The organism is Bradyrhizobium sp. 45, from assembly GCF_023073155.1.
GTDB lineage: Bacteria > Pseudomonadota > Alphaproteobacteria > Rhizobiales > Xanthobacteraceae > Bradyrhizobium > Bradyrhizobium canariense_D.
The window spans coordinates 18,653-31,568 of the sequence record NZ_JADPIX010000022.1 but is presented as its reverse complement, the minus strand read 5'-3'; the positions used below and the strand labels follow the sequence as shown (position 1 = coordinate 31,568).

Sequence of the window (12,916 nt, the reverse complement as noted above, 5' to 3'; positions counted from 1 at the left end):
AACGGCAAATGTACGGGCGCGCTAAGCTCGATCTCCTTCAGGCTAGGCTGATTGGCGCGCCATAAAAACAATCACGATCATCGAATATGCGTCAGAGCCCAACATTGACCCCGCTCGTGAGGAGCATTCTCGTGATGGGTTAAGAGCTTCGTCAGTGCTGGGCGGGTCAAACCTTCGGCGCCCATCGTGCGTCAAATCGCGCGTCGAATAACATTTGTCCACGCCAAAGACCGCTCCCGCCTGAAGGCAAAATGAGCTATTCTCGTCCGGCTCAGGGAGGCTCTCCTCGATAGGATTTCAGACGCGGTGACAGAGATCGTGGACACTGCTTCGGCAGCAGCCACGGAAGCGCTCAAGCCAGGCCCCGAAGCGGTTGCGGCTACCACCAACGAACAAGTCTACATGCCGGAGGCGACCGACGCCGCGACCACGCCAGCTCCGCTATTCACTCGAAAGAAGCGCGGCCCTGCCCCTATGAGAGCCAACAAGAGAGTTGCGGCAGCAAGGGCCAAGAAGACAGCGTCCCGTCCGAAGAAGACTGCCAAACAAGATGCCAAGGCACCGAAGAAGGCCGCAAAGACAGCCGCTCCCAAAAAATCAACTAAACGCGCGTCAACGAAAACTGCGAAGAAGCTTGCACCAAAAAAGCCTCCGAAAAAAGGTAAGAAGTCGAAGCGCTAGTTGCCCTTCGGTTCGTCTCGCCTTTGAATTCGTTCCTGCGCTCCCGGCGGAAGATTTGCATTTTTTCTCAATCGTCCTTTGAGTAGCGTTTCGGCGCTGCATTCCGGTTATCGAAATTTTACGGCTTTGGACTATTTTCGTGGCGAAGGAGCCCGTAATGACGCCATCAGAGATTTACAAGGAGAACGCCGATAACTGCGCCATGCTCGCAGAAGGAGAGCCGTCCAGGGATAGCCCGGCTTACAAGCGGTACCGGCGCATGGAACGGGCGTGGCGGTCTTTGGCCGAAGAGCAGCAATGGCTGGATGGGGAAGTACCACCGGTCCGGACGGATCGCGCCGGCGTATCGAAAAAGCCGCCTCGTTAGGACGGCTTTTCCTGTCTTCAAAAACTTGCGGCATTGCCGATGTGGTCGCCGGGTATCGTGTTCTTCTAGCGGATTCTCTCCGGTGAAGAGAGCCTAGCCGCGCTTCTGCGGGAGCGCCAGAATAATCTGCAGTTGCTCCTTTAATTGGTCGATGGAAAACGGCTTGCCGATCGCCGGCGCATTCCTGAATTCCTCCTCCAGCGGCGGCCCGCCGTAGCCCGTGCTGAACAGGAAGGGAATTTTCCGTGCGCGCAGGATGCGCGCCACCGGGAAAACCAAATCGCCCGCAAGGTTGACATCGAGAAGCGCCACATCGAATGATGCCGCGGTGGCAAGTTCGCATGCCTTTGGCACGTGAGCGGCCGAGGCGACCACTTTCAATCCTAGTTCCTCGAGCATGTCTTCGATCATGAGGGCCACCAAGCCCTCGTCTTCGACCAGGAGAGCCCTTGCGCCGGACAGCTCAACCATTGGACGCGGCAGCCGCTACGGGAAACACCATACGGCAGCGGGTGCCCTCCGGCTTGAACACCAGATCGAACTCGCCCGCGAGGTCATGCTCTAGGCACCGCTCCATCAGTCGCGTACCGAAGCCACGCCGCTTGGGCGGCAAAACCGGGGGACCGCCGCGTTCGCGCCACTCGCATTCCACCGCATTTTGCGACACTTCGTTTGGGCCAAGCCGCCAAGTGAAGGACACAGTCCCATCGGGCACCGAGAGTGCGCCGTACTTCGCGGCGTTGGTCAGAAGCTCGTTCAGCACCATGGTGATGCTCAGTGCGCTGCGCGCGTCCAGATCGACGTGAGGCCCTTCTGTCACCACCCGTCCACCTGACACCGGAGCGACGACGTCGTGGACCAGCTGTTCGAAAGGTGCGTCCTGCCAGTTTCGCCTGGTGAGCAGGTCGTGCGCGCGGGCCAGTGCAAGCAACCGTCCAGTGAACGTCGGCAGAAATTCCTGCAGGTCGCCCGCGTGGCGAGCCGTCTGGTTCGCAAGCGACTGCACGGTGGCCAGAGTGTTCTTCACACGATGGTTGAGCTCGTCGATAAGCACCTTTTGGGCGTTCTCGGCGCGCTTGCGCTCGCTGATATCGACCAGCATGTTAATGGCGCCAACCAGATTGCCCGCGGCGTCTCGCAGGGGCGTCGGATAAGGGATAAATGGTACGCGTCTGCCGTCGGGGCGTTCGGCCACGGCTTCGGCACCGCGGACCTCACGGTTCTCGCGCAGCGCGACGGCCATTGGGCATTCGTTGTGGGGCAACGGCGTGCCATCTGGCCAATAGAGCTTCCAGGTCACACACCACTCGTCGCCCGGCTGCGGCGTCCGACCCGCCATCTCGACCGCGGCCCGATTGAAGAAATTGATGCGACCCTCGGCGTCCGTCGTGTAGATGGCCGCCGGCAACGCCTCAAGGAGATCGCGCATCCGCTGCTCGCCCTCGCGCAGGCGGTCCTCCAGCTGCTTGGTGGTGGTGACATCCTGGGCAACGCGCACGCCATAAAGGAAGCGTCCTCCCGAATCCCGCACCGACGAGCTGAATATATCAAGATAACGCACGGATCCGTCGGGCCGCAATGCCCGCTTGCGGGTGGTGTAGTTCTCGATGTCGCCGCGGACCTGCCGGACGTACAGTTCGGCATCCGCCGCCTGGTCGTCGGGATCGGTGTAGTCGAAGAAGGTCATTCCGAGCAATTCGTCGCGCGAGCGTCCCGTGATGCGGCAGAGGGAATCATTCACCCGCAAGAAGCGCCCGCTCTGATCGGTCTCAGCGATGCCGACGATGGCGGCCTCATAAGTTGCCGCGAGCCTGGCTTCACTAGCGTTCCGTGCCTCTTCCGCAATACGGAGTTCAGTGACATCTGTGGTGAAGCAGCGCGTGTTGACGAACTTGCCTTCGACAATGCGGCTGTTCGACGTAATCAGCACATGCTTGATGGAGCCGTCACGCGCCCGCAGCCGCGCGGGATAACGGTCGAGCGGCTCGCCGCATGAAAGGCGCTGAAGGATATGGCCGATCACCGGCGCGTCGGCATGAAACTCAGCAACGTGGCGGCCGATGTACTCCTCGGGCTCGTAACCTAGCAGATCCATTTCAGCTTTGTTGGCGCGAAGGATAATCCCCTCTCCGCTGACGATATGAAGACCAACAGCGCTGTTGTCGAAAAAGTCCTCCAGATCCTGCGTCTTCCGGCGGACTTCCTCCTCCACCTGCTTGCGTCCGGTGATGTCCTGGAAGCAATTGATGGCACCCTGGATCCGGCCAGAATGATCGCGCAACGCCCGGATGTTGACCAGGGCCGAAAAGCGGGAGCCATCCGGCCGTGCCATTATCACTTCGGCATTGCGTGTGGGCGTTCCCACACGAACCGCTGCGGCCATGGGACAGTCGGCATGGGCAAGCGGAGTTCCATCGACCAGGTAGAGCTGATGCGAACCGCAGAAGCGCTCCTTCTTGGCAGGGTCAGGTGTTCGCCCCCAAGATTCCACGGCCTCGGTGTTGTAGGCGACGAGCAATCCGTCCGCGTCACAAAGATAGACAGCGCCGGGAATGGCATCGAGCGCGGCGTGGCCGGCCGCGACCAGCGCCTCGAACTCCGTGGGCCTTTTGGCGCGCGGAAAACGGGAATTCTTCGACGTTTGACATGAGGCGCTCGGCTCTCGGGGGCGAGAGGAGCGACGGCCCGATGCGGGCCTCGCCTATTGAAATGAACATGGGCGGACGCCCCTGCGGCCCGCCGAACCTAACCTAACGTATGGCCCGCCATTTGGTTCCGCAGTACGGCGGCAAGTCAGCGCCACATCTGAGAAGCTGCCGCCCGCAAACTTGGCCGGCCTCAATCTACGGACGGCAATACGGCTACTTGACGGGCGCGGTCCCATACTTGTATCGCGACGCCGTCCACATATTGTTTGGCTTGGACAACGGCAGCGTCATCGTCTTCGCACTCGACGATCACGGGGGGGCCCTGAATGTGCCCTTCTTTAGCGATAGAGGCGATACTCCGCTATAGCCAGCATCATGAGCGCTTCTACGATGTACAATATTTTACTCAGTGTTCCATCCAGTGCAATCAGATTTTTCAGGGCTAAAGTTAGGTCCGCTGCTCAAATCCAAGCACGTTGAGCCGTCGATGGTATCGCGATGCTGCGATGCCGATTGTTCTCCGCTAAACCGCCACGCGAAGCGTCAAGTAGACAGGACCAAAAGGGAAGGGCCGTTGTTGTGCTGCGGCCTTCAGTTCGGGCATTTTTCAATGGAAATGACGCCCGCTAGGCTGAATGCCACGAGGCAGGCGGCAGCCAATGACCAGAGCGGTATTGCGATCTCTGCACGCCTTCAGCGCGCACACGAAGCATACGGTTCCGCCCGCTTCTTGTAGTCCTGCCTGATTCTCCGCGCCGGCCCAATTCGGTTCGGAAAGGAATATGCCAAGATTCAAGTATGTAAAGGCGGGAACATTCGGCAATGAAAAGGATGCCTAACCGGGGCTGGTTAAGACCTTTCATTTCGAATCTATTGCAAACCCGGCAGGGCCGCTGCTCTTGAGCAGCGGCCCTTCTGCTGAGACTTAGCAAGGCTTCAAGCGACTACTTAGCGCTCTGGTCCTTGTGTTCAGGACGCAACGTCCAAGAGGCCACAACGAAGGCCGCTCATTTGCTTAGCGGGCGCCTATCTAGTCCCTCTGCGCTCGCCTCCAACCAAGGCCCGTGCATTCGTGGCACTAGTCGGCCTTATTCTCGATTTTTCCGCTCTTTCAAAAGCCCGGCAATCTCCAGCGAGAGCTGCTCCTGTGTGTACGGCTTCGCAAGCCGCGGAAGCTCTATCGGCAATTCGCCTTCGATATCCGCATAACCGGTCGCCAGCAGTATCGGTAGCTGAGAATCACGCGCCCTCAACGAGACGGCGAGATCCCAGCCGGTCATCCCCGGCATCGCGTGGCGACGCGCGAATGCGAGCAGGCGCTGCATCAGGGTGGCACCCCGGCGGGCGCCTTCGAGGGCCCCGTTCCAGCAACCGCTTGCTTCGGGGATCATCCCCTATGCGTCTCGTGAGCAGGTCGAGATTGCCCATGACCGCCATGAGGAGGTTGTTGAAGTCGTGCGCGACCCCGCCGACGAGATGGCCCATCGTTTCGATCTTTTGGGATTGCAGGAGCGCCACTTGCGCCCGCTCGCGCTCCGCGCTTTCTGCCCGGAGAAGTGCGTTAACTTCTTCCAAGGCCGCGGTGCGCTGCGCGACAAGACGCTCTAACTCTTCAGCGGAGCGCCGTTGCGCTTCCAGATAGGCGCGAGCTTCGTACTGGCGCGCGCGGCCGCGCTGCGCCGTCAAGACCGCCGTCTGCAGCGAGATGCGGCCGCTCGAGAAATGCAAGGTTGCGGAGCCGGCGGACCAGCTCGCTGCGGAATTGGCTGAACCGCGCACCTTCGTTGTGGTTGGTGAGCACGACGAACGGCATTATCCGACCCGGGCGGTTGAGCCGACACCCACGCCGCCAACGGATCGAGAGCCTTGCCATAGAGCCCCTCCTCGGCAATCAGCACCACGTCCGCCACGCGTTGAAGTTGCACAGTCAGATCGGCGACATCGCCACACACGCGAAAGGAGAGGCCTGCCTGCTCGACCAACTTGGCGCACGCGAGCGCATCTCGACCCACCGGGCGAGGATAAGCACATCGACGATCGTGGCGTTAACGGCCATCGCCGTCGCTGAGCAGGGGAGCTTCCTCGCCACGATAGACGGGCGTTCCTGTCAAGATCCCGCTGAATCCTTTGAGCGGAGGGCCGAGCTTGACGCCCTCTTCCGACAACCTGAACTCGCGGATCGCGTGCTCGTGATTGCCGCTGCGATTCTTCACAATGGAGAGTGCACGACGGACCGAACCATCGTACTCGAAATAGCGCAGCATCAGGACTGCATCGCTGAGGTAGCTGATGTCCAGCGGCGTATCCATCGGACCGACAAGGCCGTGCTGGGCCAGCACCAGGATCGTGAGCACCCCAAGCTGGCTCCAGATAGCTGGAGCAGTTCTTGCATCTGAAGAATAAGAAACCGCTCGTCGGGCATCGACTTGAGATAGCCGTTCAAGCTGTCGATTATTATGATTCGGGCTTTGTCGATCTCGACGGCCTTGCGCACGTGCCCCAGGCGCCAGCTCCGCTGGATCGATCTGTTCGATCCGAATTCTTCCGCTCTCGATGGCATCTGCCAAGGGCAGGCCGAGCGTCTTGGCGCGCGCTTTCGTGGTGCCCTGGCCTTCATCGAAGGCAAAGATGACGGCGTGCTCGCCGCGTTCGGCAGCCGCGATCGCGTAAGTCAGCGCGATCGACGATTTTCCGACGCCTGCCGCTCCGATCAAAAGAGCGTTCGTGCCTCGCTCAAGTCCACCACCCAGCAGCGTGTCCAATTCATGATTGCCGCTCGGGACCAAGTCGCCCAAGTCCCGAAAGGCCGCGCTGCGAGCGCTCATCGAACACGCCGGTCCGAGCATGCCCGAAGAACAGACCGCCGAGCACTTCACCCGTCCGGGATATGACGGAGACAGCGAGGTAGCTTCGGACCGGCAGGTGACCTTCAGGCATCCCTTTGCGGGGCGAGTTCTTCCCGTAGCGCGGATCCTTGGTGATGTCGTCAGAACGAACGATGCCCTGCCCTAGGAACGTGGGTGCGAACACCTCCGTATTTCTGGGCATGGGGAATTTCGAGAATGCCTCAATGGGCGCTCCGGAGAGCGTGTAGAGCATGTAGCTCTCGCCGGCGTTGTTGATCACATTGTAGAAGAAGGCCCCGAATTCCGCGCGCGTCAGTTCGACGCCGGCGTCGGTGACGATCTGGACCAGACGGTGAATGTCTGTCTCGGCGGCCAGAGCCGAGCCGGCCCGATTGAGGACTTCGAGTGCGTGGCGCTCTTCCCGGATGGCTTCTTCGGCATCGCGCTGGGCCGTGCGGTCCCTTAATATCTTGATGAATCCTACGACGCCGGATTTGTCCCGGATAGGACTGAGCTCACCGACAGCCCAGAAGCGGCAGCCGTTCTTGCGGAGGCGCCAGCCTTCCTCGCCACTGCCCTTGCCCTTTGTCATCGCGTCTGCGATTTCACGACCAAGCTGGGCCTCCTGATCCTCTTCCGCAAACACGCGGCTCAAGGACTGGCCGATCATCTCCGCTTCAGCCCACCCGAGGATATTCGAGGCGCCCGCGTTCCAGCTGGTGACCCGCCCCTGCAGATCGGTTGTGATGATGGCAGTATCAGTCGCGCCGTTGACGATTTGCCGCCACTGCCACGCGGCAATTTCCGACTTTTGAGGTTCGCTGTCTTCAGTCATGAGCCTCCCAGCAAGCCGCGAACTTCTTGCGGCGACACATCGGTGCTGCCGACCGTCTCTTCTTGCTCTCGTTGAAGGATTGCCCCCACTTCAGGAGCAACCTCGCGTGGTTTGGAGCGGGGTGTTCCCAGCAGACAGAACGCTCCCGATGGTTGTCGGGAAGCGACGACTTGAGGGCGTCTTAGAGCTCCAGAGTGAGATCAGTCGATCGTCCGACGCCTTGCGCCTGGGACGCTCCGCGGTCTTGAGGCGCACGGGCCGGTCTGCCCGTTGGCGCAACGGCTTGCGGCAGGGTTCTGAGATAAACCCCGGGAGGCTTTGGCCCTCTCGCCGTGATCGGGCGAGAGGGCGGAAAGGAAGTCTAAGGCTTTGAGGCTGGCCGGGTGCCGTGATCGATTAGTTCGGTTCTGCTGCTGATCGCGTCGTTTTGGGTGTTCGCTGGCTCGCTTCCCTGAACGATCTGCTGCTCACGGCTGTCGGCTTTGATCAAGCCACCACTGTTCCCATCTTTGAGGGGCACCGCCTCATCAGTGAAGTCGAACAAGAACGTCGGCATGTACGCAAATCCCGAGCGCCGTTGGCCGTTCCTAGTTCTTATTGGCGCCCGGAAAAATGCCGAGGACCTCGCCTTCTGCATTCCGAACGGTGACAGTTCGCCCAGTCGTCTCGGCCATCCGCTTCCCCACCGCGCACGCCTCCTCCGCATTTTCCAGATCGAAAGCGACGACCGACAGCTTTGTTGCGCCAGCCCCTATGATGGCGATATCGAAGGGTTTGCTATAAGCCAAATGGCGCAACTCCTGCTGTTGGCGGGTAGCGCGATCCTTGCTTGCTGCAGCCGTAATTTAAGGATGAGACACTTTGTACACAAGTGAACACGGAACCTAGTCGCTCCACGATTGGCAAAACGAAGGCGAATGGAGCGCCTCAGACGGCCGACGTCACCATCCATAGAAGTTTTTGGCGAAGGCCAGCGTCTCAAGTTCGTTCGTCTCCAGGGCTATCTTTTGGACTAGCATCACGTCTCCTTCGACCAGCTCACCAACTGGTACAAAGCACCATCCCATTCCTAGCCGACCGGATGCATCGACCTCGCGCACATTGGCCGATGTGCCATGACGGATGCGGTAGCGGGTACCCCTGTCGGACCCGAGCACTTCGAAATAGCCTTTCCGGTCAAACTGCAATCGCTGCTGTGGGGTGAGCCAGCCCCGGAGCAGGCGCACCCCTTTTTTCCGTCTCGCCTCTTGGCAGCTTCGGTAGAAAGCGCCGCACGCCCGACACCGAAAGATCTTGAGGTAATGAAAACCAGTCACGACAATCACTCGTTCATTTGAAAGGCAGCATACGAATTCCAGAGTAGGATGCCGAGAAGCCAGCATACGTTCCTAACGCTCGATGCACGCGGATTGTCGCCGAGGACTCGCCGTCATGCCTTGATCATATGTATGGGCAATATCCGCCGCGTGCTGCTTGCTCTATGGAGCGGAATGCGGCCGGAGCGACCCATCGCCTTCCAGGGGCATTCGCATCGTGAACCTGGTCTCTGTCTCGGACGACGCGACCTCAATCGAGCCGCCATGCGCCTTGGCAATTTCCGCCGCGATGTACAAGCCAAGTCCCAGTCCTTGCGAAGGACCGTGCGTCTTTCCTCGGTAGAACGGCTGAAACAGGCGCGTCCGCGCCTCCTCCGGAATAGCCGCACCTCCATTGGCCACCGAGAGCTCGAACATCTCTGCTTTGGCGGTAGCTTCGACCCGCACGGGCTGATCCGGCGCGCCGTGGCTGATTGCGTTCCCGAGCAGGTTCGAGAACAACTGGGCGATACGGGCCGGATCGCAGAAGACCGGTGTCTCGACCTCGAAGCTGGCTTCGATGCGGCGCTCCGGATGGGCCGCCGTCAATTCGGCGACGACCTGGTCAAGCACGGGTTCAATCGCCGTAATTGACTTGGATAGTGAGATGCCTCCGCCAAGGCGGCCTCGTGCCAAGTCCATGACGCTCTCGATCATCTTGGCCATTCGGCCGACGCTGCTCTGCATCATGGCCTCGAGCCGTAGCGCGTCTTCCGGCGTCTTGGCCTTGAGCATCAGCCGTGCACCGGCCGCAATGGATGCGAGAGGGTTGCGCAGGTCGTGGCCGAGCACGGCGATGAACTGCTCACGCAACTCCGCGTTTGCGCGCTCCTGCTGCAGACGCTCTTCCAGCGCCGACTTGAGCTCATCGCTTTCCTTCCGGGCGTCGATGAGTTCGCGCTCATAGCGGCGCCGGTCCGTGGCCCGCATGATCGTCAGGCGCGTGAACAGGAGCGCGTCCGCGTCGGTGCGCCGCTCACGGGCGTTGGCGATCGCCGGAAGCCGTGCCCCGCTCTTGGTGAGAAGATCGAGGGCGAACTCGTCGAAGAAGCCCTGCATCCGCAGCAGCGGCGCCACATGGGTCTCCAGGAATATCCGTCCCGCCATGTTGAGCAGCTCGCTCAGTCGCATCCCGGGAAGGTCGTCGGGCTGGTAGCCCATCCAGCCCGCCAGCGTTCGATTGGCACGGTCGATGCGACCATCCGGACGAACGGAGAGGTACCCGCATGGCGCGTTTTCGTAGAGGTCTTCGAAATCGCTATCGGTGGGATAATTGTTGTTCACTCAGACGAAATCTCGAATTGCGGCGACGACTTCGTCGGGCGCGCTCAGGTTGGGACAATGACCGGTTGCTTTCAGCACCACCATTTTGCTGTTCGGGATGTTGCGCTGCACGTACGCACCCACCTGCTGCCCGGCGATGATGTCTTCGCTGCACTGGAGGATCAGCGTGCGAGCGTTGACCTTGTCCAGGTCCGCGCGATTGTCGGAGAGGAACGTGACCCGGGCGAACTCCTTGGCGATCGCGGGATCAGTACGGCAGAAGCTGTTGGTCAGCTCCTCGCCGAGTTCGGGACGATCGGGATTGCCCATGATGGCGGGCGCCATCTGCGCCGACCACCCCATGTGGTTCTCTTCAAGAAAGGAAAGAAGCTCCTCGATCTGTTGAGCGCTGAAACCGCCGAGATAGTCGCCATCGTCGATGTAGCGCGCCGAGGGGCCGACAAGGATAAGGCTCTCGAACAATGTCGGATCCTTGATCGCAGCGAGAACTCCGATCATCGCGCTGACGGAATGCCCCACGAAGACCGCGCCCTTCAGCCCGAGCGCGTGGCCAATCTCGACGACATCGTCGGCATAGCCGGACAATTTGGAATACTTCTGGCGATCGTAGGCCGTGAGGTCCGACCGGCCCGCCCCGACGTGATCGAACAGCACCGTGCTGAAATCTGACTCGAAGGCCGGAGTGACGAAGCGCCACATGTTCTGATCGCACCCGAACCCATGAGCGAACATCATCGCACGCTCGCCGCGGCCGCGGACTTGCACGTTGTTGCGGAACTCAACCGACACTTGGCACCTCTGAGCGTGAGACAGTTCTTATCGTTTCGACAAACCTAGGGTGAACTGAACCCCGATGCATCCCTTTTCCGGCGCCCGGCAGCTATGCCGTTCGGATGAGAAGATCCGACAAAGTCTGGACCAATTGCGCCGGCGCGAACGGTTTGGGCAGGAGGATGCTGCGGGGCACGCCATTGGAGGCCCATCGGTGGGCGCTATCGGCGGAGACGTACAGGATCCCGCAGCTTGGGTCGTTCTCGCGTGCGAGGCGAGCCAGCCCCCATCCATCCATCCTGGCGCGGCCGAGATTGATGTCAGTGACCACAGCTCGCGGAGGGGGCGTTCTGATGAGCAAATGGGCGGCCTCTTCGCCCGATGCGGCACTAACAACCTTGTAACCGGCCTCGATCAAGGTCTCTTCCAGCATCTCGCGGCGAAGAGCTTCATCCTCAACCAGAAGAATGGTCGATCTTTCTGCGCCGTTGTGGGAGTTGCTCAGGTGCATCGTCTCGCATCTCCTGTCAAAATGGCATCCGCACCCCGATGACGCAGGTCACCCGCCTCAACGTAGAACAGGAGGAAGCGTTCACTTTTTCTCGCCGGGTCGCGCTCAGCAAGGAATCAGCGAAAATGTTGGCGCAGACTTCGCCGATGGTGCCAGCCGCAGTCAATTCGCCGTTCGTTCGGCCGGAGACGCAACTTCCGCAGGGCCGAACTTCAGTAAGGCTTCCCGCCATGCGCTATCCGGCCCCGGCATTATCGCCCCGTGCGGACGAGGTCGATAAACCGATTCCAGGCGATCTTGGGAACGAGCCGCCGCTGGTCTGCGGGCATGCTGTCGTCCATCATCTTGTTGGCCAGGCGCTGCACCTCTTTGGAGGCCTTGCTGATGTGACCGGCATCAAAGGGCGGATGCGGATCGTATTCGATGACCAGTTGGATGGCCTCGGCCCGCTCACGGCCCGCAATCTCGCCGGCCAGCCAGAGCGCCAGATCGATGCCGGCCGACACGCCCGCCACCGTGACGACTTTCCCCAGAGCGGATGACGCGCTGATCGGGCCTGGGCTTCGCACCCATGATCCGCAGCACGCCCATCTTGTACCAGTGCGTCGTCGCCGGCTGCCCTTTTAGGATTCCCGCCGCGCCAAGGATCAAAGCTCCCGTGCAGACCGAAGCGGTCCACTTGGAGGTTTGGTGCACCTTGCGCAGCCAATCGAGGACCTCATCGTCGACCATCTGGCCCGGGGTTGTCGAGCCTCCGGGAACGACGAGCACGTCGGGACAGATCGTCTCCGAGATCGAGTGGGTGGCTCCGAGCAGAAGTCCGCCGCCTTCCGCCACCACCGGTCCGACTTCCTTGCCGACGAACTGCACCTTCGCCCCGGGAATGCGCGACAGCACTTCCCAAGGCCCGACCGCATCGAGCGCCGTCACACCCTGATAGAGAAGGATTGCGATCTCAACAGAAGCTGCCATTCGAAAGTCTCCTTGAAGGGTCCGGCGCTGACCGGCGAGAACCTCAAACGGTGCAAGTCAGGCCAGGCTGCTTTCCGTTGCGACCTGAAGGCGAGGGCGAGGATCTCTGTCGACGATCAGTCGATTGCCTCCACTCCTTCCTCCTTTAGCCGCTCGATGTGGTCCTTCATCTCCTTCAGCCGCTCGGCGGAATGTCCGGTCCACTGGCTGACCTCGCCGATAACGCGGAGTGGCTCGCGCGACCGGTAGGACTGCGTCGGATTTCCAGGAAATTTCCTGTCGGTCAAGTTGGGATCGTCCACGATCTCTCCGGTCGGCTTGACGATGTAGATCCTCTCCGCGCCGTCTCCATGGGCCAGCTCTGCGCCCCAAATGGCTGCTTCCAAAGTACCCGTGAGATACACCGAGGAAGCCTGAGCCCGCCTTCCGTAATTGGAGCGGAAACCGGCAGCGATCAGGTCCCCCGGCTTCAAGTCGGCCCGGGTGCCGTGGTAGAAGGCTCTCGTTCCGCTCATTGAAAAAACCTCGAAAATGATCCTGGGCTCGCGCGCTCAGCGGCAGCGCCTGGCGTAAGTTACGAAGCGAAAAGAGTTAAATTTTGGCCAGTTAGTGCTTACAGTTCGGTCGAGCTGAACCGCCGAATCAA

At 60.7% G+C, this 12,916-nt stretch carries 13 protein-coding genes and 3 pseudogenes; 2 read left to right on the top strand and 14 right to left on the bottom strand.

Translation table 11 applies throughout. The features are described from left to right. Positions 1-306: 306 nt before the first annotated feature. Positions 307-681 carry a hypothetical protein gene (locus tag IVB42_RS03490; RefSeq protein ID WP_247370661.1) on the top strand — a complete coding sequence of 125 codons (375 nt, stop codon included), beginning with the start codon at positions 307-309 and terminating at the stop codon, positions 679-681. Positions 682-1,141: 460 nt separating this feature from the next. On the opposite strand, the gene IVB42_RS03480 is transcribed toward IVB42_RS03490, so the two are convergent. From IVB42_RS03480 to IVB42_RS03470, 3 genes and pseudogenes are all read right to left on the bottom strand, one after another. Continuing rightward, positions 1,142-1,519, bottom strand: coding sequence for a response regulator (locus IVB42_RS03480; protein WP_247370655.1), 378 nt, complete (start codon positions 1,517-1,519; stop codon positions 1,142-1,144). Further along, positions 1,512-3,696: pseudogene (locus tag IVB42_RS03475) on the bottom strand (PAS domain S-box protein). Before IVB42_RS03475 ends, IVB42_RS03480 begins: the two are co-directional and overlap by 8 nt. 1,088 nt (positions 3,697-4,784) lie before the next feature. Next, positions 4,785-5,087 (bottom strand): hypothetical protein, encoded by a 303-nt coding sequence (locus IVB42_RS03470; RefSeq protein ID WP_247368851.1) that lies wholly within the window; start codon positions 5,085-5,087, stop codon positions 4,785-4,787. A 64-nt stretch (positions 5,088-5,151) separates the two neighbouring features. Between IVB42_RS03470 and IVB42_RS03465 the strand changes: the two genes are divergently transcribed. Further along, positions 5,152-5,304: a hypothetical protein gene (locus tag IVB42_RS03465; protein WP_247368849.1), complete on the top strand. Its 153-nt coding sequence runs from the start codon at positions 5,152-5,154 to the stop codon at positions 5,302-5,304. 437 nt (positions 5,305-5,741) lie between these two features. Here the strand turns inward: IVB42_RS03465 and IVB42_RS03460 are convergent. The 11 genes and pseudogenes from IVB42_RS03460 to arr form a co-directional block, all read right to left on the bottom strand. Beyond that, positions 5,742-6,503: pseudogene (locus tag IVB42_RS03460) on the bottom strand (ATPase domain-containing protein); the annotation flags it as partial. Then, positions 6,493-7,377 (bottom strand): annotated as a pseudogene (locus IVB42_RS03455) (PAS domain S-box protein); the annotation flags it as partial. The pseudogenes IVB42_RS03460 and IVB42_RS03455, both read right to left, overlap by 11 nt. Before the next feature lie 361 nt (positions 7,378-7,738). Next, the gene (locus IVB42_RS03450) at positions 7,739-7,933 is read right to left on the bottom strand and encodes a hypothetical protein (protein WP_247368847.1); all 195 of its coding nucleotides are present in this window, start codon (positions 7,931-7,933) and stop codon (positions 7,739-7,741) included. Positions 7,934-7,964: 31 nt separating this feature from the next. Next, positions 7,965-8,165, bottom strand: coding sequence for a hypothetical protein (locus IVB42_RS03445; protein ID WP_247368845.1), 201 nt, complete (start codon positions 8,163-8,165; stop codon positions 7,965-7,967). A 153-nt stretch (positions 8,166-8,318) separates the two neighbouring features. Beyond that, positions 8,319-8,669: a hypothetical protein gene (locus tag IVB42_RS03440; RefSeq protein ID WP_247368855.1), complete on the bottom strand. Its 351-nt coding sequence runs from the start codon at positions 8,667-8,669 to the stop codon at positions 8,319-8,321. A 186-nt stretch (positions 8,670-8,855) separates the two neighbouring features. Then, positions 8,856-10,016: a PAS domain-containing sensor histidine kinase gene (locus IVB42_RS03435; RefSeq protein ID WP_247368843.1), complete on the bottom strand. Its 1,161-nt coding sequence runs from the start codon at positions 10,014-10,016 to the stop codon at positions 8,856-8,858. Next, entirely contained in the window at positions 10,017-10,805 is a 789-nt protein-coding gene (locus tag IVB42_RS03430; protein WP_247368842.1) for an alpha/beta hydrolase, read from the bottom strand. It abuts the gene before it with no gap. Positions 10,806-10,896: 91 nt separating this feature from the next. Further along, positions 10,897-11,298, bottom strand: coding sequence for a response regulator (locus IVB42_RS03425; RefSeq protein ID WP_247368839.1), 402 nt, complete (start codon positions 11,296-11,298; stop codon positions 10,897-10,899). Positions 11,299-11,549: 251 nt separating this feature from the next. Continuing rightward, complete coding sequence (locus tag IVB42_RS03420) at positions 11,550-11,804, bottom strand: hypothetical protein (protein WP_247469755.1); 255 nt, start codon at positions 11,802-11,804, stop codon at positions 11,550-11,552. Further along, the gene (locus IVB42_RS03415) at positions 11,749-12,270 is read right to left on the bottom strand and encodes a DJ-1/PfpI family protein (protein ID WP_247469753.1); all 522 of its coding nucleotides are present in this window, start codon (positions 12,268-12,270) and stop codon (positions 11,749-11,751) included. Before IVB42_RS03415 ends, IVB42_RS03420 begins: the two co-directional genes overlap by 56 nt. A 116-nt stretch (positions 12,271-12,386) precedes the next feature. Continuing rightward, entirely contained in the window at positions 12,387-12,785 is a 399-nt protein-coding gene (gene arr / locus IVB42_RS03410; RefSeq protein ID WP_247368834.1) for an NAD(+)--rifampin ADP-ribosyltransferase, read from the bottom strand. Between the last annotated feature and the right edge of the window lie 131 nt (positions 12,786-12,916).